This is a genomic window from Microbispora sp. H10885 (assembly GCF_014161415.1).
In the GTDB taxonomy this organism is placed as follows: Bacteria; Actinomycetota; Actinomycetes; order Streptosporangiales; family Streptosporangiaceae; genus Microbispora; species Microbispora triticiradicis.
This window is the reverse complement of record NZ_JABBWY010000003.1, coordinates 307,017-326,971: the sequence shown is the minus strand read 5'-3', so window position 1 is coordinate 326,971 and position 19,955 is coordinate 307,017. Positions and strand designations below refer to the sequence as shown.

The 19,955-nt window shown below is 69.8% G+C and carries 15 protein-coding genes; 7 read left to right on the top strand and 8 right to left on the bottom strand.

Features of this window, described 5'->3' with window-relative positions; translation table 11 throughout:
* Nucleotides 1-1,201: 1,201 nt before the first annotated feature.
* From HHX37_RS09995 to HHX37_RS09965, 8 genes are all read right to left on the bottom strand, one after another.
* A complete protein-coding gene (locus HHX37_RS09995; protein WP_182885220.1) occupies nt 1,202-2,425 on the bottom strand; it encodes an NAD(P)/FAD-dependent oxidoreductase in 1,224 nt (407 codons plus the stop codon).
* Nucleotides 2,426-2,440: 15 nt separating this feature from the next.
* The gene (locus HHX37_RS09990; RefSeq protein ID WP_182885219.1) at nt 2,441-3,781 is read right to left on the bottom strand and encodes a metallopeptidase TldD-related protein; all 1,341 of its coding nucleotides are present in this window, start codon (nt 3,779-3,781) and stop codon (nt 2,441-2,443) included.
* On the bottom strand, nt 3,765-5,144 hold the full coding sequence (locus HHX37_RS09985; protein ID WP_182885218.1) for a TldD/PmbA family protein: 1,380 nt from the start codon (nt 5,142-5,144) through the stop codon (nt 3,765-3,767). The genes HHX37_RS09990 and HHX37_RS09985 overlap by 17 nt, the downstream gene beginning before the upstream one ends.
* Nucleotides 5,135-6,052: a methyltransferase domain-containing protein gene (locus tag HHX37_RS37665; RefSeq protein ID WP_182882104.1), complete on the bottom strand. Its 918-nt coding sequence runs from the start codon at nt 6,050-6,052 to the stop codon at nt 5,135-5,137. The genes HHX37_RS09985 and HHX37_RS37665 overlap by 10 nt, the downstream gene beginning before the upstream one ends.
* Complete coding sequence (locus HHX37_RS09975) at nt 6,007-7,527, bottom strand: radical SAM/SPASM domain-containing protein (RefSeq protein WP_182885217.1); 1,521 nt, start codon at nt 7,525-7,527, stop codon at nt 6,007-6,009. Before HHX37_RS09975 ends, HHX37_RS37665 begins: the two co-directional genes overlap by 46 nt.
* Before the next feature lie 115 nt (nt 7,528-7,642).
* Entirely contained in the window at nt 7,643-7,777 is a 135-nt protein-coding gene (locus HHX37_RS36475) for a hypothetical protein (RefSeq protein WP_259402773.1), read from the bottom strand.
* Nucleotides 7,778-7,882: 105 nt separating this feature from the next.
* Nucleotides 7,883-9,505, bottom strand: a complete 1,623-nt coding sequence (locus tag HHX37_RS37660; protein WP_182882102.1) for an OPT/YSL family transporter — start codon at nt 9,503-9,505, stop codon at nt 7,883-7,885.
* Nucleotides 9,506-9,756: 251 nt separating this feature from the next.
* Nucleotides 9,757-10,485 (bottom strand): MIP/aquaporin family protein, encoded by a 729-nt coding sequence (locus HHX37_RS09965; RefSeq protein ID WP_220502740.1) that lies wholly within the window; start codon nt 10,483-10,485, stop codon nt 9,757-9,759.
* A 232-nt stretch (nt 10,486-10,717) separates the two neighbouring features.
* Here HHX37_RS09965 and HHX37_RS38155 point away from each other — a divergent pair, with 232 nt between their 5' ends.
* From HHX37_RS38155 to HHX37_RS09930, 7 genes are all read left to right on the top strand, one after another.
* A complete protein-coding gene (locus tag HHX37_RS38155; protein WP_220502739.1) occupies nt 10,718-11,011 on the top strand; it encodes a hypothetical protein in 294 nt (97 codons plus the stop codon).
* A 285-nt stretch (nt 11,012-11,296) separates the two neighbouring features.
* Nucleotides 11,297-11,755, top strand: a complete 459-nt coding sequence (locus HHX37_RS09955) for a peptidase inhibitor family I36 protein (RefSeq protein ID WP_182885215.1) — start codon at nt 11,297-11,299, stop codon at nt 11,753-11,755.
* 31 nt (nt 11,756-11,786) lie between these two features.
* Nucleotides 11,787-12,221, top strand: coding sequence for a hypothetical protein (locus tag HHX37_RS09950; protein WP_182885214.1), 435 nt, complete (start codon nt 11,787-11,789; stop codon nt 12,219-12,221).
* Nucleotides 12,222-12,316: 95 nt separating this feature from the next.
* Entirely contained in the window at nt 12,317-13,213 is an 897-nt protein-coding gene (locus HHX37_RS09945; protein ID WP_182885213.1) for a hypothetical protein, read from the top strand.
* Between the two features lie 157 nt (nt 13,214-13,370).
* On the top strand, nt 13,371-16,499 hold the full coding sequence (locus tag HHX37_RS09940; RefSeq protein WP_182885212.1) for a hypothetical protein: 3,129 nt from the start codon (nt 13,371-13,373) through the stop codon (nt 16,497-16,499).
* A gap of 27 nt (nt 16,500-16,526) precedes the next feature.
* The gene (locus HHX37_RS09935; protein WP_182885211.1) at nt 16,527-19,466 is read left to right on the top strand and encodes a hypothetical protein; all 2,940 of its coding nucleotides are present in this window, start codon (nt 16,527-16,529) and stop codon (nt 19,464-19,466) included.
* A 58-nt stretch (nt 19,467-19,524) separates the two neighbouring features.
* Nucleotides 19,525-19,872, top strand: a complete 348-nt coding sequence (locus tag HHX37_RS09930; protein ID WP_182885210.1) for a hypothetical protein — start codon at nt 19,525-19,527, stop codon at nt 19,870-19,872.
* The last annotated feature ends 83 nt before the right edge of the window (nt 19,873-19,955 follow it).

Here is a 19,955-nt window from a genome sequence, read left to right as displayed (position 1 = left end):
TCCAGGTAGGTCTGCAGCCGATCCCACACGGCCCCCCCATCCACCGCGACGCCGAACTCCCGCTCGTACGAGCGTACGTACTCGGCGGCCGGGTCCGGGTGGCCGTCGTGCACGGCCATCTCGTAGCAGAGGCTGGTCGCCACGAGGCGCCGGACGTGCTCACGCGCGAAGGCCAGGCGCTCCACGGCCTCGGCGTCCACCGTGACGCCGAGGTGGCGCCGCTGCCAGTCCGGCCGCCGGACGACCCGTTCCAGGGTGAAACCGAACGCCTCGGTCAGCGCCGGGTGCGTGCGCCACAGGTCGGCGGGGTGCCGGACGCCTGCGGTGAAGTGCAGCGCGTGCCCGAACTCGTGCAGAAGCGTGGCGTGGTGGCCCAGCGTCGTGCCCGGCGTGACGGACACCCGCACGTCGGCCGGCGGCGCGACCGGCGAGCAGAACGCCGTGCCCGACTTGCCGGGCCGTGCGACGTCGTCGACGACGACGCGTTCCAGGCATCCGCCGAAACCCCACTCGCGCATGGTGGAGCGGACGCCGTCGAGGGCGCCGCCGGCGCCCTCGGGCAGGACGGCGCGTGCGGCGACGAGGCGGGCGTCCCCCATGGACGGCGTCGAGATGGCGTCGCGGGCCCGCCAGTCGTCCCATCGCCTGAGGAACTCGGCCCGGGTGGCGTCCAGCCAGTTCCGGGCGTGGGCGACGAACCGGTCCACCTCGGGGTGCAGCGCCCGCACCAGCGCGGCGTGCGTCGGGAACCCCAGCTCGGCCCGCGCCTCGGCGTACGCGTCGAGCCAGCGCCGCCGGCCCTCGCGCAGCCGCTCCCCGACGTCCGCCAGGGCGGCCCGGACCTCGGCGCGCCGCCGTTCGTCGGTGACGGTCCGCGAGAGGGCGACGAGCTCCCCGTGGGTGAGCGTCCTGCCGCCGGCCTCGGCGGTGACGGTGCGCTGGAGCAGCCGCAGCCGCGCGGTCGCCTCCGTCAGCCGGACGCGGAAGTACCAGAGGACCAGCTCCCCCGCGTAGTGCAGGTCGCCGTGCTCCAGGGCCAGGAGGACGACCCCGCCGTCGGTCAGCCGGCTGAGCCCGCTTTCCGGCAGGGCCGGAGGATCGTCGCCCTGCCCCGTCGCGGCCAGCCAGCGGGCGTGGGCGACCCGGGCCTGGAGCGCCGCGAGGTCTTCGACGTGACCGGCCAGGTAGCCGGGGACGGTGGTCACGACGGGTCCACGGAGGCCGCCGGGGGCAGGCCGAGCACCTCCGAGGCGCCGTCGGCGACCTTCTGCCAGAAGTCACGCCGGTCCTCGGGGAGCCCGGCGAACAGCTCCGAGCAGCGGCGGGTCATCTCCAGCGCCAGCCCGGGATGGGCCAGCACGCCGCGGATCCAGGCGAGCTGGCCGGGCTCCGGCGGATCGATGCGCAGCCCCGCGAGACCCGCGCGGACCTTGCGCCCGACGCGCTCGTCCAGGACGGTCGCGTAGCTCTCCCGGGCCTGCGGAGTGTCGCCGTCCACCGCGAGCGGCACCGTGGCGGCGAGCGTCTCCGCCGCCGCGCAGGCGTCGGTGATGCCCGCGCCGAACAGCGGGTCCTTGTGGCAGTAGGCGTCGCCCGCCAGCCGCCAGCCCGGCCCCGCCGGCTCGCGGTGGAAGTTCCGCAGGCTCTTGGACGCGTACACGGGCGAGACGCGCCGTGCCGCACGCAACCGGTCCGCCATCGCGGGGATCGACCGGAGCAGGCGCTCGTACCCCTCGTCTCCCCGGATCGCCGCGTACTCCCCCATGGGCGCCGACAGCATGACCACCCACCGCCCGCCGTCGCACGGGCCGACCTGGAGCACGCGTCCGCTGTCGTGCCACAGCTCCAGCGCGGGCGAGGGCAGCGGGACGACGCCCTCCCAGTAGGCGTGGAACGTGCAGCGCATGGCTCCCGCGTCGAAGGTCGTGGCCGCACCGGCCTGACGGGCGGTCGGAGATCCCCGCCCGTCCGCCCCCACGACGATCCTGGCCTTCTCCGACCACCCCGCGCCCTCGATCCCGATGACCTGGTCACCGTCCCGGCGCAGGGACCGGACCGGGCTGCGCTCCCTGATCTCGGCCCCGTGCCGGCTCGCGGCGCGCAGCAGGACCCCGCTGAGGGTCTCCCGGCGTACGCACAGGTTGTAGTGGTACGGCGAGCGGGGCAGCATGGGCGCCCCGTAGTAGCCGCCCTCGACCTCCAGGTGCCAGCGCCGGAGCGGTGGCGCGCCGGTGGCGAGCACCTCGTCCAGCACGCCGAGCCGGTCCAGGAAGGACAGCGTCGTCGGGCCGAAGAAGTGGGTGGAGACGGCCGGGGCGGGCAGCCGGGTGCGGTCGCACACCAGGACCCGCAGACCCTCGCGCGCGAGCAGGGCGGCGCTCGCCGCCCCGGTGACGCCGCCGCCGACCACGATCACGTCATACATCGGCCGCTCCTCGCGTCATGTCCCGCCGGCCAGTACGAACGGCATACGGCCCGACCAGATCCTGCTCACGGCCCACCGGCGGTCGCTGACCGCGCGGAAGCGGCGGCCGAGCACCTCACGCAGGTCCAGGGCGATCGGTCGCTGCCGGAGGATCCCGGCCACCCGTCCGTCCCTGATCAGGAACCCGAGCCGCAGCCTGCCCTCGACGACCGGTGAGAGGCCGGCGCGCTGGTGCCCGCCCATCAGCGACTCGACGAGCACCCCCTCGCGGACGCCGGCCAGCAGGTCGTCGAAGGAACCGGCGTCGGCTGGTCCGGCGGACAGCGTCGCGCCGTTGAGCACCGGCGTGGCGGGCTTGAGCACCGTGCGGCGCAGCGCGTTGCCCCGGAACCCGTGCCCGGTGGGCGCCGTCCCGCACGCGGCCGCCGTACGGACGCTGTGGTAGGCCCGGACCGGGACGCCCCGCTCGACCAGCGTGAGGGGCGCGCACGGCACGCCGTCATCGTCGCTGCCCGGCCAGGCCAGCCCGCCGGTGCCCTCCTCGTCCGGCGTGGCCGGCTCCGAGGGATGGTCGCGCAGGCCGATCGAGGGATGCAGGAACGGCTCGCCGAGACGCCCGGCGACGAACGAGCGGCCCGCGGTGACGGCGGTGCCGTTCAGCGCGGTGACCAGCGGGGTGAGCAGGGTGTGCACCGCGGACGGCGCGAGCAGCACGTCGTGGTCGCCGGAGGGCGCGTCGGCGGCGGGCAGCCCGTCCCAGCCGGCCGCGGCCTCCAGCCACGCGGAGAGCGCCGCGGGCAGCTCCGGCGTCCGGGTCCAGCCGGTCCAGGGCAGCTGGACGGCCGACCCCTCCGCCAGCGCGGCGATGTGGAAGAACCGGTCCGAGGTCGTGGTCCGCCCGTCCGGGGCCGCGCGGTGCACCGCCTGTTCGGTCCGGGTCACCGTGCCGTGCACCGTCAGCCCGGACGAGCGTTGCAGCGCGCCCAGCCGCTCGGCCAGGAGCCGTACGGATCGGGTGCCCTGGTCCGCGGCGGGCGTCCCGGCGGCCTCGGGGGAGGCGGTCCTCCCGACGACCGGGTCGCGTGACGCCGGGGGCCCGTGCGCCGCGTTCCGTACGGCCTCGCCGACCAGCCCCCGCACGTCGTCGAGGCGGGTCGTGGTGGCCGTGCCCACCCGGCCGTGGCGGTGCACCCGCAGGCACAGCGCCGTCTCGTGCGCGGACCTGACCAGGTCGGGCACGCCCGAGCCGACCTCCACCACGGTGTCGTCGCGCTCGACGGCAAGGATCTCCCAGTGGTCGGCGCGGACCGCGGCCTCCGCTCCGACCTGTTCCAGCCGGTCAGCCAGAGGTGACACGTATGCCTCGCAATCGCAGCATGGGGGCCCAGGAGCTGACCGGCAGCGCGTTCTGGCCCTGCTTGCCGCAGCTCGCCGAGGTGTCGCCGCGCCACTGCTCACGGCCGATCGCGTCGATGGCCGCGAAGGCACCGAGCACGTCACCGGACAGCACCACGCCTCTGACCCGTCCGCGGACCTCGCCGTCGCGGATCTCCCGGCACTCCGCCGGCAGGAAGGTGAATCCGGCGCGGTCGGTCTGCCCGCCGAGCACGCCCCGGGCCAGCAGCCCGCGCGCCACACCGCCGATCATCTCCTCCTCGGACGCGGCGCCGGGGGCGATGGCGATCGTCCGCAGCCGGGGCAGCGGCGGGTGGCGGAAGTTCAGGGCTCTGGCGTTGCCGGTGGGCTCCTCACGGAAGGCCGCCGCGGTGGAGCGGTCGTGCAGCCGGGGCCGGGTGACGACACCGTCGCGCAGCAGCTCCACCGCAGACCCCGCCGTGCCCTCGTCGTCCACCGGTACGAATCCCCGCGCACCGGGACGTCCAGGGTGATCGGTGATCGTCAGCATGGACGGGCCGAGCCGGCGTCCGGGGGCCAGGGACCGTTGCAGAGGCGCGTCCCCGAGGTGGTGGTCGGCCTCGGCGAGATGCCCGATCGTCTCGTGGGCCCAGATGCCGGCCAGCGGGCCGTCGCAGACCACGTCGTACTCCCCGGGCGCCACGACGGGGGCGGCGCGCAGGTCCACGGCGGTCGCGACGGCGGCCTCCACGTCCGGGGCCAGGCCCCGCACTACGGAGAAGTCGCCGCCGCTGCCGGCCGACACCGAGCCGGCGGTCCTCGCGGCGCCGCCGTCGGCGTAGACGGTGATCTGCAGCGTCAGGTCCCTGCGCCGGTACGAGACGCCGGTCCCCTCACTGGTGAGCAGCTCCACGTCCGCGACCGACTCGCGGTAGTAGACGAGCGCCCCGGTGACGCCGGGATGCGCCGCCAGCGCCGCCGCGTGGTAGGCGCCGAGCAGTTCCACCTTCTCCGCCAGGCCGACCGTCTCCGCGAGCTCACCGGCCTCGCCAGGGTGGTCGTCCCGGTAGGGCCGGTGTGCGGCGAGACGTCCCGCCGCGCATCCCAGCTCGGCGGCGTCACGCGCGGCCCTGCGCAGCACCGGCCCGGCGTCCACGGCGGTGCCCGACGCGAACGCCGACCCCGACCGGCCGATCACCCGGGCACAGCACCCCTCGTCACGGCTGGTCACGCTGCTTTCCAGGCCGTCGCCGCGCCACACCAGGTCGACGGTCCTGGCGCGTTCGACACGGACCTCGGCGTAGTCGTCCGCCCGCAGGCCGGCGTCCCGGAAGAGCGCGGGCGAGCCGCCGGTCAGCAGCACGGTTGCGCGGGGCTGTCGTCCCGGTAGGCGAAGATCATGGCACTGGTGACCTGCGCGCCGTCGCGGTACGGGACGAGCCCGTCGCTGCGCATGTCCACGCTGCCGAAGCCCGCGCCGAGCACCAGGTCGCGGTACTCGCTCTCGGTCATGCCCACCACGCACCGGGCGAAGTCCTCCGCACCGGCGGACTCGCCGGCCGCCACGTCCGCCGGGGGCGGGCCGTCGTCGGAGTACACGACGTCGGAGATCACCGCCACCCCGCCCGGGCGCAGGACCGCCGCGACCGCGTGGAGCACTTCCTTCTTGTCGGGGAACATGCCGAGGACGCAGTTGCTCATCACCACGTCCACGCTGGCCTCGCGCACCGGCGGGCGCCGGATGTCGCCGACCCGCACGTCGATGTTCTTGAGCCCCATCTCCTTCGCCGCGCGGCGAGCCGTCCTGACCATCTGCATCGACGCGTCGACGCCGATGACCCGGCCCGTCTCCCCCACCCGGCGCGCGGCGATCAGCAGATCGAGGCCGGCGCCGCAGCCGAAGTCCACGACCGTCTGCCCGGGGCGCAGGCCGATCGCGTTCATGGGAGAGCCGCAGCCGCTGGACAGCTCCAGGACCCACTCGGGGATCTCGGCGAGTTCCTCCGGGGTGTACACCGATGTCGGAGAGCAGCACAGCGTGCTGGTGCCCTGCACCGCGAGCGCGTCGTAGCGCTTCTTGACGTGCGTCTCGACGGGAACGGGACCCTGGTCGGCCGGGGCCGCTTCCGGGGCCGCGCAGCAGCCCGCCGCCTGGTCCGCGGTCGCCGGGGCGCATCCGCAGGCGTCCGGCTCGGCGACCGTGTCGGCCGCCGTCCGCGGCCGGATCAGCTCATCCAGGGAAACGAACCCACGCGTGTCATCTGCTCCCACGTTCCCTCTTCTCCTTCCGGTCGGTTCGCGTGCTCCTGCCGCCGGCGCAGCGCCATGGGCAGCAGGTAGGCCAACTGGGTCTCGACACGCGTCGTGATGCTGGACACCTTGGGGCAGTAGCAGGTGTTGAAGTCGCCGCCGTTGGCCGCCCACGCCTTGATGGGGCAGCCGCCGCCCCCGCAGAACAACTTCACGTTGCAGTCGCGGCACATGGGCACGGTGTCCACGTGGCGGTGCCGCCAGGGATCCCGATAGCCGGCCGCGTAGCTGAACTCGGGGTAGAACGTCCCGCAGGCGTGCTGGGGGCGGCCCACGGTCTCCGGGCAGCCGTAGATCTTGCCGTTGGGGTCGAAGGCGACGACGCTCGTGCCGGCGCTGCACCCCTGGAGGTTGGGCCGCAGCCGGTCGCCCTCCAGGACGGCCGACCTGATGCGGGCCAGGTCGGGCTGCAGCATGCGGTCCACCAGGGGGTTCTGCTGCACCATTTGCCAGAAGGCCTCCTGGAGCCCGGCCTTGACGTCCCCCCGGACCATGCGCTTGCGCTTCTCCTCGGGGTGGTCGGGGGTCACGTACAGGAACGTGGTGGCCTTGGTGAAGCCGTTGAACAGGCGGATCTTCGGGTGGTCGAGCCACCCCTTGGCCTGCGCGAACTCCGCGAAGCGCGGCATGTCGTCCACGCTGTCCTCGTCGACGAGCACCCGGATCAGCACGCGGATGCCGGCCTCCGCGGCCACGTCGATGCTGCGCTCGATGAGCTCGAACGTCGGCTTGCCGTTGCGGAACACCCGCCGGGTGTCGTGGGTCCTCGGCGTGCCGTCCAGGCTGACCTGGACCTCCTCGCAGCCGTACTTGAGCAGCATCGGCACGTACGCGTCCAGCGCCACGCCGTTGGTGATCGCGGTGACCGGGTAACCGCGATCGTAGGAGCCGCGCAGGATCTGCTCGACGGCGCCGCGCTGGTACGCGGTGTCCAGCAGCGGTTCCCCGCCGAACAGGGTGATGTACGGCGGGCCGGAGTTCTGGTGCCGGTCCTGGATCTCCGGGATGGTGTCGAACGCGGCCTCGATCATCTCCTCGTCCATGCGCGGGCTCTTGGTCGTCAGCTCGCCCTCGAAGCAGTACGGGCACGCCAGGTTGCACACGAACGACGGGATGAACATGAACTGGAACGGCGCTTCCTGGATCGCCTGGAAGTAGCCGTCGACGATGGCGCGGTAGCGCGCCTCCTCCTCGACCGGGTCGGTGCAGACGTACCCGCGCTCCAGCAGGCCGGCCACGAGCTCACGGTCGACGGCATCGTCTCCGGCGCGGACCCGTTCGAGCACGGCGACCTCGGCGGGGGTGACGATGTCCATCGATCCGGACACCGCGTTGGCGAGGACGCTCACCTTGCCGCTCTCGTCGAGATAGGCCGGGTCCAGGGTGCCCTCGGGGAGCTCCACCGAGAAGGTGACGGTGTTCGGGCTCACAAGCATGGTGTGTCTCCCAGAAACGGTGTCCGTGATGCCGCCGGGGGGTGGGTGAGGGGGTGGGCCGGGAATTGGAGGGCGCGGCAGGGGATACCTCTGCCGTACGGTCCGGCGGCCACGGTCACTCGCAGCCGTCGGGGTCGTTGGCCATGATGCTGGTCACGACGTCGAGGTTCTTCCGGCCGCGCATGGCGGTGCAGCAGTCGGTCTGCTTCTCGGACACTTCGGCGTTCTCGATCATGGAAATGGCGATCATAGGTATCACCTCCTCCACTGTGATCTCTGCCGCGCTCTCCGGCCCGCTCCCCGGCGCGACGCGGCGGGGAGAGTCGTTGGTGGGGCGCGTGCCCCAGGTGGCGGGTCACCGCAGGACCTCCCGCACGATGAGCACCGCCACGGTGATCAGGCCCTCGCCGATGATCAGCCCGGAGGCGACGATCTCGGTGGCGCTGCGCCGGCCGGGGTTGCGGCGGGTGAGCAGCCACTGGGTCAGGCCTCCGGCGGCGAGGGTCAGCGAGTAGGCGGGGGGAAGCAGCACCCCGAGGCCGATCATCGTGGGCATGGCCGAGGTGAAGGCCAGGCCCAGGCCCACCGGGCCCGAGACGGCCAGCGCGAGGGCCACGGTGGCGGGGTATTCGGCCGATCCCCGGACGGTGGCGTCCACGAACTGGACCGCGGTGGCCACGGGGGCGGGGAAGGAACGTCCTCCGAGCACACCAGCGCGGCTGAGCACCGCGATCACCAGGACGCCGACCACGGCGCCGGCCAGGCCGCCCGCCAGTTGCGTCCAGCCCGTCAGCCGCCTGGGCGGCTCGGACAGGCCCTCGGGACGGTCGTGCGCGACCTTCACCGAGTAGGTGAAGTAGACGGCGGCGAGGGCCGCGCAGCAGATGGTCGACGCCATGAGCAACGCCGCCGTCTGGTCCGCGCCCGATATGGCGAAGGCCACGACGCTGAAGTAGAGCGCCGGGGACAACGGCACCAGCCCGATCTCACCGCCGGCCCGGGTGAGGAACACGGTCATCACGGCGAGCAGCACGACGCCGAGCAGGCCGTAACCGAGGTAGCGCAGGAGAGACGGGTAGACCAGCGCCAGGAGCGCCGTTCCCACGAGGACGGCGACGGCGAGCCACCGCGTACGGCCCGGGAGCAGGCGGCCCCCCTGGAGGGAACGCGCCAGCGGCCCGCGGACCCGGGCGATCGAGGCGACGGAGTAGCCGAGGATGAGGCCCACACCGGCGGCGAGCACCCAGGGATAGGACAGATGGTCGGTGTAGGCCACGGACCGGCCCGCCGTGCCGTCCTGGACCGCCCACACGACGACGGTGTACGCCGCGCCTGCCGCCAGCCACGCGCACGCGCGCGGGCCGATGAGGAACCCGACCCCGTACAGCAGCGGCGAGAGGGCCAGGGCCAGGTGGGTGCCCGTGACCTCCGGCGTGACGTCGTGCCCCCACAGGGCGACCCCCAGGGCCGACGCGGCGCCCACGCCGGCGGCGATGGGGAGCATGCGGCCGAGCCGGTCGCTCTCCCCGTCCTTGGGGCTGCTGAGCGACGCCATCAGGGTGATGGCCGGCTTCAGGGTCGGGTAGGGCAGCCTCTCGGCGACCACCAGCGTCCGCGCGACGAGCCCGCCGAGGAAGATCCCCAGGGCGTTCGCGGCCATCGCCAGCACCACCAGGAAGCCCCAGGCCGGCAACTCACCGGCCCGCAGGACGACGGCTCCGATGCCGGTGTCCAGCGCGGCCGTCGCCATGTATCCGCTGGACGCGATGGAGAAGACGACGAAGAGGCCCTGCCAGCTGAGCGCCCCCGCCACCCGGAGCAGCGCCGCGCCCAGCGCGGCCACCAGCGCCGACCCTCCGAAGGACGTCCCCGTACGGAACAGGACCAGCACGTTGAGGACGCAGAGCAGCACGCCGATGGCCAGGCCGATGAGCGTCGCCCAGACGTACGACCCCCGCCAGCCGGCAGCGGCGTCCACCGCCGGAGTCGAACGCGATGCGGTGGAGGATGCGGTGCGCTCCCTTCCTCCCACAGAGCGCCCCCCATCTCGACCAGGTGAACTACATTGATAACTATCGATGTAGCCGACGAGTGCACATTAAATTGGACCGACGGCAATGGTCAAGAGTCTTGACAAGATTGCCTATTCGTGCACATGGCTTATGTTACGTGACCATTACGATACTTTTCGTAATTACGCCGTGAGATATGTCGGCTGATTCCGCCGGATCACAGCGTGCGATCGGCGAGCAGTGGGTCTGCGTCCACACGTCCCGTCGTCACCGCACCCGGATCCCGGCCGTACAACCCGGCGACCAGGGCGAGACCGATCACGCCGCCGATCAGTTGGACGACGACGAACCCCGGCACCGAGGACGGGGCGATCCCGGCGAAGGTGTCGGAGAAGGCCCGGCCGATGGTCACGGCCGGGTTCGCGAAGCTGGTCGACGACGTGAACCAGTACGCCGCGCCGATGTAGGAGGCGACCGCGACCGGCGCCAGGCGGGCGTTGTCCGCGCGGACCAGCAGGAAGATGACGAGCACCAGCCCCGCCGTGGCGACCACCTCGCCGAGCAGCAGGTTCCCGGCCGAACGGTCGTGCGTGGACCAGCTGACGGCGGCCTTGCCGAACATCGCGTTGGCCAGCACGGCCCCACTGATGGCGCCGGCGATCTGGGCGGCGGCGTAGACCACCACGTCGGAGAGCGAAAGCTTGCGGTGCACCCACCAGTCGGCCAGCGTGACCACCGGGTTGAAGTGCGCCCCGGAGATCGGGCCGAGAATGAGGATCAACACCCCGAGCCCGAAGACCGTCGCCATCGAGTTCTCCAGCAACTGGAGTCCTACGTCGTCGGGCGAAAGCTCCTGCCCCATGATCCCCGACCCGACCACCACCGTCACCAGCAGCAGCGTGCCCACAAACTCGGCCAGCGCCCGGCGAGGCAACGCCGGGCTCACCAAGAATCACCGATCCGGTCGAGACGGACTGACGAGTCACGCACGTTAGGCCTCCCCTTGACATGACATACCGCATGACGTCCTGCTGCACCGCACCAGCCGACCTGTCGTCACATGACACGAAGCGCCACTTCAAGCACCGTCCGAACCGATATTTACAGATATCAATGTGATTCGGTAGCGCCAATTTCCGGGGAGTACGCCTGTGTCTCGCGCCGGGAGCCCGGCCGCGATGGCCCGTTTCCGGACAGGCCAAGAAGGGCGGAGACACCCAGCAACAGGCAGGCTTGCCCGCGCCGACCAGCGACCGAACAACAGCGACCACCGATCACTTCGTTGGGGGGACACAGCCAGGCTTGCCGCAGGACTCCGACGTGACTTCGACGCCGCCAAAGCCGGCCTGACCCTGCGCCACAGCTCGGGCAAGGTCGAAGGCCACGTCAACCGCATCAAGATGCTCAAGCGGCAGATGTACGGCCGAGCCAACCCCGGCCTCCTGCGCAAACGCATCCTCCTCGCCGACTGAGCCGGTCGACGCACGAAATCAGTGCCACCCGATCCGCCGCGCGGTACCAGGACGTGTACCCGGCATGTATTCGGCCTGTACTCAGGTCGTTGATACTCGCTTTCGCACGCCGATCCCCCGCACGTCCGACCACGGCACGTCGTCCTGTGGCTCTCACGACCCCGGGGGCATGCCCATTCCATTTCAGGATTCGCACGCGAGTTTCACCCAGAACATGATGAGAACCTCCGAGCACACGCCAGTTCAGGCAGGCCTGCTCGGCCTGCGGACCGAAAAGGGGTCATCTTGTCTGCCGGAAAATCCGCCAGGAGGGCCGCCCTGGCTCTCGCCTTGGGCGTTGCCACGCTGGTGATCGTGGCGCCGCCCGCCAGCGCGGGCCATGACGGTACGTGTAATTACGCGATCGAAGACGGAGACGTTTGCCTCTACCGTCTGGCCAACTTCACGGGCGGCATGCTCGACTTCACGAGAAGCGACAGAAATTACACGTCCGCCGCCGATGTCTTCTATTCGTCCGCCGGCGTACCGACGAGCACCAACATCAATGACCAGGCGACCTCCATCGTCAATTACGAGGGCTATTGCGAGTGGTGGTTCTACACCGACGCCGAGTGGGGCGGGTACGGCTTCACGATGGGCAACATCCAGCAGTCGTGGAGCAACATCGGCACATGGGACAACAGGCTCAGCTCGCACTACAAGTGGACCGGATGGACGGAGTGCACGAACGGGTCGACCGGGTGAGTGCCACCGGCAACGCTACAGAAGGTGAATCATGAGAATCCGCATCAGAAGGCCGTTGTCGAGTCTCGCCACCGTCCTGGGCCTGCTCGTCACAACGCAGCTGGTCTCCGCCGCTCCCGCGGTGGCGAACCCGGACGCCGACGGGTGGTGCACGCAGTACGAGGTGTGCGTGTACCGGCTCGCCAACTACATCGACGAGCAGGCGGATTACTACAACGGTGACTACGACTTCACCGACGACAACTTCTGGTTCTGGGGCGGCGCCACCTACTACAAGGCGGCCGAGATCGTCGACAACCGCACCAGCTCTGTCAGGAATTTCGATCCCGGCTGCACCGCGACGCTCTGGCAATATGTCGGTTGGGGCGGCGGGCATATCAACGTGTATCCGAACGGCGCCATCCCCAACCTGGTCAACCTCGGCTTCGACAACAAGGCGAGCTCCCTCACCTGGAGCTGCGGCTGATCCCCCGCATGGCCGATTTCCGCGATATAGATAGCAACGGAGCAGTGGTTACGATGAGCAATCCTAACGGGACCAGGTGGCACCGAGTCGCACTCGTGCTGCTTTCCTCTGCCTCGCTGGCTGCGTGCGGCGCCGGGCAGGCGACCATGTCCGTGCAGGCCGGGGCGGAAGCCGAGGCGTCCGTCCAGATCCCCCGCCTTTTGACGACTCAGGCCACGGTACTACCGCTTGACGCGTACAAGCCCACCGGTGAGCAGATGGCGGACCTGACGAGTGCGGTGCGTCACTCCCTCGCCTCCTGCATGAACGGCTTCGGGTTCATGAACTACACGAAGAAGCGGATTCATAGCGAGACGGCGCCTTTCCCGAAGGACCGGCGCTACCTGTTCATCGATCCCGCCAAGGCCGCCCAGTACGGATATGCCGGCGCGCCGGACGCGGAACTGAGCGCCAAGCCACCGTCCGCTTCGTCCAGCACCAACTCCTCGAAGATCAGCCCCGAGGAGGAGAGCGTCTACACGGGCAAGGGACAGGGCCTCTACAAGGGCCGTCAGGTGCCGGAAGGAGGCTGTCTCGGCGCGGCCAGGCAGACCGTCACCCGCGGAGTCGCCGCGGACGACGAATGGCTGATCACCCAGTTGGAGGGGCAGGCCTTCCAGCGCGCCGAGGACGACCCCAGAGTGGCCGAAGTCACGGCGCAGTGGAGCGCCTGCATGAAGAGGGCCGGTTACGACTACAGCACTCCTGCGGCGGCGTGGGAGGACCCGCAGTGGCGCAGCCGGCGCGATGGCGGCGCGCTCTCGGACAAGGAGAAGGCCACCGCCACCGCCGACATGAACTGCAAGCTCGAGGTGAACTACCTCGGAGTGCGCGTCGCCGCCGAAACCGAGGAGCAGCAGAGAGCCATCGACGCCCGGGGCGATGACCTGAAGAAATTCCAGTCGAATCTGCAGATCAAGTTGGCCAACGCCAGGAAGCTGCTCGGCGACTGACACCAGCCATCACCCACCCGCACAGGAGAGGGCCGGATCTCCGGCCTTCTCCGCCGGCGGCTCACGGAGGTGAGGCGTCCGGACGTCCTCCCATGCCGTGCCGCCACCTCATGTGATGGACCGGCCGAGGACCTGTATCCGCGAGGAAGGGAACAGCGTGTACCTTTTCGGCTACCGGTTCACCACTCGATTAGTCGCACTCCTGGTCGTCCCCGTGCTCGCGACGGCGAACCTCTCCCCTGCGCTGGGGGCAGATCCGGCCACGCCGGAACGGCCCAAGGCCGCGACCGGCGCGTCGGCTGGGTACGTCCGGACCATCGACGACCGGCTTTCGTCGGTCGACAGCGGGAAACGGGACTCGGTTCTGGCGCGCGGATGGCGGACGTCCAAGGACCTCGCGCTGGCGACGGCGGGGGATGCCACCGGATTCCATCTCCTCGTCGCCGAGGCCGGCAAGGGCTACCAGTGGCGGACCCTCGCAACGCTGAACGAGCCCGGCATGGACACCGACCAGTGGATCGGTAACGCCTGCCTCACCGGGTCGGGCAGCCGGGTGATGGCCGTCTACGCGCCGCGCCACTTCACCAACCGGTCCGAGCTCTTCGCGCGGGGGGCATTCGCGGCGGTCATCGACGTCCGCACCGGAGCCGTGACCAAACTTCACGACCAGGTCACTCTGGCGTACTTCAATCCGGGCTGCGGACCGGACGACGTCGTCGCGCTCACCCAGGGCGCCGACGAGAACCACCGCACCAGCCGCCTTCTACGGGTCAAGGCGGGAACGGGCAAGGTCGAGGACCCCCTGGTGATCCAGGGGCAGATCACCTCGGCGGTCCCATACGGCGAGGGGTACGTGGGGGCCCGGGGCAACGCCCTTGTCTCGGTCTCCCGCTCCGGCAAGATGACGACCCTCGCCCGAACGAGCTCTGTGCCCTTCGACATCCGGGTGGACGACCGGGCCGGAGTGGCCTTCGCGCAGGAGAGTGCGGGCCGTGTGACCGTCCGCTACCACCGCGGCGGCAAGACCCAGGACCTGGCCACGGGCGATCTCGGGGAGCTGTCCGTCCGGGCGGGGACATCGGGCCGGGTGTTCGTCGTCGGCGAGGCGCAGAACGTCCGGAATCTGCCCAGCACGGTCGCCGTCCTTGCCGCTTCCGCCACCGGTCAGGTCTCCTCCGAGGGCCAACTAGTCGTCACGGGCGCGGCGCGACGCGGCCTGAAGGCGGGTCCCGGCGGCGACCCACGGGACCCCGGCATCTCCGGCGTGAGCGGAGATCCCGTAGAGGCCGAGCCGATCGACGTGACGACCGAGGTCCCGGCGACCAAGGCCAAGCCGGCCTTCGAGGTCGCCGTGCGGGCGAGGCGGGCCCCGGAGATCGACACGGGCAGCCTCGTGAACCCCCGACTCGCCGCCGTGGCGCGGCAGGCCCCGGCTGGGAGGAGTAGCCCCGGAGTGAGCGCGGCGGCTGAGGATCCGGTCGACGCCGGACACACGTGCGCGGTGCCGCGCAACGACTCCCGGATGCAGACCTACCAGCCTCACTGGCGTCAAGTGGAGTGGGCGGTCGACCAACTGGTGCAGAAGCGGTTGACGCTGATCCGGCCCGCGGGCTGGAAGGGATCCGGGCTGCCGGCGTGGTCGCCGCAGGCGATGTTCCCTGCTGAGGACCTTCAGGGCGGAGGCAGGGTCCCGACGAACATCATGCTCGGCATCCTCGCCCAGGAGTCCAACCTCTGGCAGGCCCAGCGCAGGGTGTTGGAGGGTGAGACGGGGAATCCTCTGGTCGGCAACTACTACGGGGTCGACATCTACGACAGCGATCCCTCCAACGACTGGGCGATCGACTTCTCCAAGGCGGACTGCGGCTACGGCATCTCCCAGCAGACCGACGGCATGCGCAAGGCAGGCTCGGAACGGCCCAGGGAGACGGCCCTTCCGCCGGAGAAGCAGAAGGCCGTGGCCCTCGACTACGTGACCAACATCGCCGCGGGACTGCGGACGCTGACCCAGAAGTGGAACCAGATCTGGAACGACACCGGCGGGCAGGTGATCGCGAACAACGGCAGTTCGTCGAAACTGGAGAGCTGGTACTTCGCGATCTGGGCCTACAACTCGGGCTGGCATCCCAAGGCGGAGGCCGGCGGCAACGACGCCAACGGCCAGCCCAACAACGGTGCCTGGGGACTCGGATGGACCAACAATCCGTCCAGTTCCTACTGGCGGCCGGGACGTCACCCGTTCCTGGACGGGAACACCTACGCGGACGCGGCGACACCACAGTACTGGCCCTACCAGGAGAAGGTCCTGGGCTGGGCGGCGTGGCCCATCACCAAGAGCTACTACGACACCGCCGCCGGCAAGATGCAGGAACAGGCCGGCTACAACGCGGCGTGGTGGAACCACACCGACTACCGTTCCGCCGTGGTCCCGGTGATCCAGAAGGCGAACTTCTTCGCCGTGGACCTGAACGCCTTCTGCGTCCCGTCCCCGGGTAGCGGTACGGCGCACAATGACTGCCGGCCCGGCACGACCAACTACGAGAACCCGGCGGCCAGTACGGGCGGCACCTGCCTGCGGGCCGATTTCAAATGCTGGTGGCATCTGCCGAAACTGTGGAAGGCCGACTGCGCGGCCCAGTGCGGCAACGAGGGCACGATCCGATATTCGGACCCCTCCTGGGCGTCGACCGAACGAGAAGAACCTCGCGACTACTGGTACCCCTGCCAGACCCTTGGACTGCCGCCAGGCGCCCTCATCGTGGACGACGTTCCCCGTTCGGTTCCCGCAGTCCGCGGTGGCTGCGACAACACGGGATGGACGAACTCGGGGACCTTCTCCCTGGAGTTCGGGAAGGACGCCGCCGGCGAAGTGCCGGCGAAGGCCGATTTCCAGCAACTCGGCAACGGTTTCGGCGGACATCAGTGGTTCGCGTACGCACGTAACGCCGCCCACAACGGCATGGTCATGCGGGTCATCGGCACCTGGACCCTGGACCAGCAGGTCAACGGGCTTAGAGAGGTCCTCGTTCATCTACCCGATCACTACGGATACACCAAGCAGGCCCGGTACGACGTGCACACAAGCCAGGGCATCAGGCCACGGGTGATCAGTCAGCGTCCCGTCAAGGCGAACCCGGGCCAGCAGGCGAACCGCTGGGTGTCCCTCGGCGTCTTCGCCTTCTCCGGCACGGCGAAGGTCTCGCTGAGCACCCTCAACGGCAATGGCGTCGGGGACGAGAGCGTGGTCTTCGACGCCGTGGCGTTCGCACCGGCTTCCTGCCCGTAATGCCCCCTCGGGACAGAGGTGTAGATCATGAAATCGCACTGCTTTGGGTCAGGGCGGAAGGCGCTGGCCATCGGCTTGGTGGCGCTCTCGGCCGCCATCTGGCTGCCGCCCACCTCGCCCGGGGCGAGCGCCACGGCGAAATCGACCGCCCGGTCGGCCATCCTCTCCGTTGAGGGCACCTCCGTGCGGGACGATCCGAGGCCGTATCACCGCGTCGAGCGTCAGGAGAGCGAAGTACAGAAGAAGCGGGTCAGAGAGCGGCCCGACTTCGGCCGTGCGGACCCGATCACCCAGGCGTGGTCGAAACACAAGATGTCCGTGGACGACTACATCGATCTGTCCCTGCGGCGCATCGCGAGGCCGGACAGCCTGCCGGAGAAGTACCGCCCATCCGGAGATCTTCCCCCTTCGACCGGCCTCGCGCTGGGATATGCGCTTTCGCTACGCGACCAGGCATCCCCGGCTACGGACGAGGCCATCGCGAAGGCGAAGCTGTCGGTGCTCGCCGATGCTCCATCGAGCACCCCTCCCCACAATTCGCTGCAGGCCGCCTCGTGGCCGGAGTGCGACGCCGGGGATTACAACTACCTGTTCCACGACTTCGACTGCAAGAGAACGCTCTCGCTGTCGCGGCAGGTCAACATCTACTATCGAGTCGACGGGCTCAAACCGCTCGACGGCGTACCGGCCGTCGATACGAACGGCAACGGCTCGCCCGACGCCATCGACACGTTCGTGAACTCGCTGACCGCGGCGTGGAACGCGTACGAGTCGTGGGGATACGGCTGGCCGGAGGACGAGGTCAGCATCTTCTTCGGCTTCGACGAAAACCAGAACCCAGGTCTGACGCTGCCCTTCGGCGACAGCCTCGAAGACGGCGCGATCATCGTCCTTCCTTCGGACCCCGGTATCCAGAGATACACCTATCTTGCCTATCACGAACTGTTTCATGTGTCCCAGTACGCGTTCCTGCCCCTCCTCCAGGTCATCGCCGACCTGCCTTCGGTTAACTGGTGGATGGAGGCGACGGCGGAATGGGCCACCCACCGGATGTACACACAGGTCAACCCGACCGCCCCGGGCTGGGACATATACAGCGTGGCCCTTCCGCTGTTTCTCGGCGACCCGGAGAACGCGGTCAACGCGAGCACCTGGCCCTGGCAGGAGCACAAACGGCAGTACGGAGCCTTCGTCCTGGCCCAGTACCTGACGGAGCAGACCGATACGGACTTCGTCCGGCACACCTGGGAGGAGATCCCCCTCGACGACCCGATCAGCGCGATAGAGCAGGTCGTCCAGGGGTACGGCCGCTATATGCCGGACCTGTTCCAGGGGTTCTCCCTGGCCAACTACCGGTTGGCCGTCGACAGCGGCGACCTGAGCAAGTTCGTCGGGGCCGCGGTCGGATACCGCGACGCCCACGCCCCGGGTCAGTGGAAGTCGCTGCTGGGAAGCTGGAATGGGCGGCCGAAACGGGCGGCCGAACGCACCATGGCCTGGGGAGACTCAGCCGACGGCTCAGTCCAGGTGTATCCAGGCGGCACGGCTTACCTGGAGTTCACCGGACCGTCGAGCGGCCAGAGCAGGTTGACCCTGCAGCTCGCGGCTCAGACGCTGCCGCGCGTCGACGTCCGCTACCTGCTGGTGACCTGGCCCACCGTCGGAGGCGTCCCGTCTTCCATCCCCTCGCGGTGGAGCCGGCCTGACAGCACGGGGCGGGTCAGCATCGCCCTGGCTCCAGGTGAGACCGCAACGCTGATCGCGACACGGACGGACGTGGTGGGAGGTTCCGGTTCCGCCGCGGACCAGATGAACGCGGCACCGGTGGGCTGGACCGCGACCATGACCGACGAGGGTATGGCCCGTCCGGACACCGCGCTCGACGCCATGTGGACCAACCGGGCGACCTCCGCCCACTGCGCCGACTGGAGCGGCGGCGACGCGGTTCAGTCGACGCTTCTGCCCAGCGGGAAGCGAGCGTGGTTCTTCTCCGACACCTTCCTCGGCGACCCGGCCAAGCGGGGAACCAGGGACCAGACCAGTTACCTCCGCAATTCCATCGTGCTGCAGGATGGCTCGGCGTTGCGCACCATAACCGGGGGCAGCACCTGCAAGGAGACCGATCCCAGCACCGACTTCTGGTCCCGGTACGCGAAGACCCCCGTGGGCGAGGGAGGGCAGTACTGGACGGGCGACGCGAAGGTCGTCTCCGGCAGCGAAGTGATCAAGTTCTACTACCAGGGAATCGGGGACGACGACACCCGCGGTGCCTACGCAAGCCTCAGGATCAACGACCTGGAGGCCGACAACATCCTCGAGGTGACCCCGTCCAATCTACAGGACTGCAGCGCCCGGCCACCTCACCCGATCATCTGGGGCGCATCCCTGGTCGATGACAATGGGTACACCTACATCTACGGCTGGGAGGGTGACGGAGCCCACGCCGAGAAGTCCTTGTTCCTCGCTCGCATCCCCACCGGCGGCTCCCTGGACCTCGTCGACCAGGCTTACTGGCGCTATTACGGCGGTACGGCGAGCGACGGATCCGCCCGATGGGTGGACTCGTGCTCGGCCGCGCAGCCGCTTCAGCCGAAGAGCGAGATCGACTTCAGCGTCATCCGTCTCAACGGCCGGTTCTGGCTGGTGTACCACACGCCCGCGTCCCAGGCACCGGGGAAGATCGTCGCAGTGCCTTCCGCTACGCCGTGGGGGTTCACGACATCCAACCAGGTCGACCTCTACACCCCTCCGGAGACCCAGACCAACCCCAGGTACTCCACGGTGTACGGCGCCCGCGTGCACCAGGACATCCTGCCGGACAGCGGCAAGGTCGCCATCTCCTACACGGTGAGCACGAGCGCGGCCAACGCCACCTGCTGGACGCGCGGCTACTACTTCCCCGACAATCAGTATCCGCGCTTCGTCGATGTGCCGGTCACGGCGTTCTTCTCGCCGAAGGTTCCCTAACGGTCCTCGCCGTTGTTCGGCAGGCGGCCCGGGCCGCCTGCCGCTTCGAGAGAGGATGATGGCTCTGCCAGCACACCGTGACAACCGTACGATCGCGACCGCGTTGATGGTCGTGGCGCTTGTTTCCCTGAGCGCCTGCCAGATCGGGCCGGACGAGCTGTTCACCGTGGTCAACGGCACGGAGGACACCGTTGTGGTGACCTGGAACGGCCGCGCGTACGCGACGCTGCCTCCTGAAGAGCAGAAGCAGATCGCGTTGCCGGGCGACCACTGCGACAGCGTTCCTCCACCGGTGGACCGGCTGTCCGCCACGTCGGACAAGGGCGAGCGCTATGACTACCCCGGTCCTGTCTGCAACGGCAGGACGTGGCGGGTGGGTCCGGCGGTCTCCCCCTCGCCGAGGTGAAGGGCTCAGCGGCGGCGGCGCGGGATGGTTGGGCGGTGGGTCTGCGGTGCACAGCCAGGGAGAGATCGGTTTCCACAACCGCT

What these genes read in the sequence shown, in the direction of transcription:
- HHX37_RS09995 (WP_182885220.1), bottom strand. Translation starts at nt 2,425, where the DNA reads ATGTATGACGTGATCGTGGTCGGCGGCGGCGTCACCGGGGCGGCGAGC.
- HHX37_RS09975 (WP_182885217.1), bottom strand. Translation starts at nt 7,527, where the DNA reads ATGCTTGTGAGCCCGAACACCGTCACCTTCTCGGTGGAGCTCCCCGAG.
- HHX37_RS36475 (WP_259402773.1), bottom strand. Translation starts at nt 7,777, where the DNA reads ATGATCGCCATTTCCATGATCGAGAACGCCGAAGTGTCCGAGAAGCAG.
- HHX37_RS38155 (WP_220502739.1), top strand. Translation starts at nt 10,718, where the DNA reads ATGGCCCGTTTCCGGACAGGCCAAGAAGGGCGGAGACACCCAGCAACA.
- HHX37_RS09950 (WP_182885214.1), top strand. Translation starts at nt 11,787, where the DNA reads ATGAGAATCCGCATCAGAAGGCCGTTGTCGAGTCTCGCCACCGTCCTG.
- HHX37_RS09935 (WP_182885211.1), top strand. Translation starts at nt 16,527, where the DNA reads ATGAAATCGCACTGCTTTGGGTCAGGGCGGAAGGCGCTGGCCATCGGC.
- HHX37_RS09930 (WP_182885210.1), top strand. Translation starts at nt 19,525, where the DNA reads ATGGCTCTGCCAGCACACCGTGACAACCGTACGATCGCGACCGCGTTG.